The organism is Jiangella rhizosphaerae (assembly GCF_003579925.1).
In the GTDB taxonomy this organism is placed as follows: Bacteria; Actinomycetota; Actinomycetes; order Jiangellales; family Jiangellaceae; genus Jiangella; species Jiangella rhizosphaerae.
In genome coordinates this window covers 1-1,262 of the sequence record NZ_QUAL01000231.1, presented here as the reverse complement: position 1 = coordinate 1,262, position 1,262 = coordinate 1, and the positions used below count along the sequence as shown (strand labels likewise).

Below are 1,262 nucleotides of genomic sequence, written 5' to 3'. Positions count from 1 at the left end.
GGCGGGAGCCGCGAGCGCGGCGAGCGAACCGGACCGCAGCGGGCCGTTGCCGTACGCCGTCCTCGGCCTCGCCGGCGGGATCGCGGCCGCCGGGTGGGCGCTCACGAGGAGGCGGCGTGCCGTCTGACCCGCTCGATCCGCCGCCGCCTCCACCCCCTCCGGTTCCGCCGCCTCCGCCACCCCCGTCCCCGCCGGCTCCGTCGCCGGCAGCGGACGGCACCCGGTCCGCGCCGCGGCATCGGCGGCCGCGGCCGCGGGTCCTGCCGTGGCTGGTTGCCCCTGTCCTGCTGGCGCTGGCCGCGTGGTGGGGCATGAGCCAACTCGACGGCCCCGAGCGGCCGGCCGCGGCGTCGACCCCCGAGCCGTCGGCCACCTACGACCCGAGCGAGCAGTCGGCGGTCCCCGGCGAGCCGGTCGGCCGCGCCGAGGGCCGGTACGACCTCAGGGTGCCGCTGCTGGGAATCCAGGCGCCGGTGATCGAGATCGCCGCCGACGCCGGCCGCGTGCTGCTGCCGCCGAAGGACCCGCTGCTGGCCGGCTGGTGGCGCGACGGCGCGGCGCCCGGCGCGGAGGTGGGCTCGGCGGTCGTCGTCGGGCACGCCGTCGAGGGCGGGGAGGCGGCCTTCAACAGCGTCGGGCGCCTGCGCCCCGGCAATGCCCTCGCGATCAGCGGCGCCGACGGCGAGCAGTGGTACCGCGTCGTGTCGGCCGAGACGATGTCGCCGGCCGACCTCGCGGCGCGCGCGGACGAGCTGTTCGCGCAGGACGTACCCGGCCGGCTCGTGCTCGTGACCTGCGCCGACTGGGACGGGACGGCGTTCCGCTCCAACGTGGTCGTCACCGCGGCGCCGACGTGACCCGGCGCGTGTACGACCATGGAGTCGTGCACGAGAGCATCGAGTCCGGCCCGGACGGCGAATGGGTGGTCCGCCGCATCACCGGCAGCGCGTCGACGAAGGCGTACCGGTGCCCGGGCTGTGACCAGCTGATCCGGCCGGCCACGCCGCACATCGTGGCGTGGCCGACGGTCAGCCTCTCGTTCACCGGCGAGGGCATCGACGAACGGCGGCACTGGCACACCGGCTGCTGGAACCACCGCCTCCGGCGCCGCCGCTGATCCGGCGGGCGCGGGCCCTCACACCGCCGTCAGTGCGGCGGTCGGGGGCATCCGGGCCGCCCGGGCCGCGGGATAGGCGCCGGCCAACGCGCCGACGACGATGGTGGCGCCGGCCGCGCCGGCCAGCACCCACGCCGGCAGCGCG

The 1,262-nt window shown here is 78.0% G+C and carries 2 protein-coding genes; both read left to right on the top strand.

Features of this window, described 5'->3' with window-relative positions; genetic code table 11:
- Positions 1 to 311: 311 nt before the first annotated feature.
- Positions 312 to 857: a class F sortase gene (locus DY240_RS22670; protein WP_119662071.1), complete on the top strand. Its 546-nt coding sequence runs from the start codon at positions 312 to 314 to the stop codon at positions 855 to 857.
- A 26-nt stretch (positions 858 to 883) separates the two neighbouring features.
- Positions 884 to 1,117, top strand: a complete 234-nt coding sequence (locus DY240_RS22665) for a hypothetical protein (RefSeq protein ID WP_119662072.1) — start codon at positions 884 to 886, stop codon at positions 1,115 to 1,117.
- Positions 1,118 to 1,262: the final 145 nt, after the last annotated feature.

Bases quoted from the DNA above. Each gene is read 5' to 3' on its own strand.
- DY240_RS22670 (WP_119662071.1), top strand. From the start codon at position 312: ATGAGCCAACTCGACGGCCCCGAGCGGCCGGCCGCGGCGTCGACCCCC.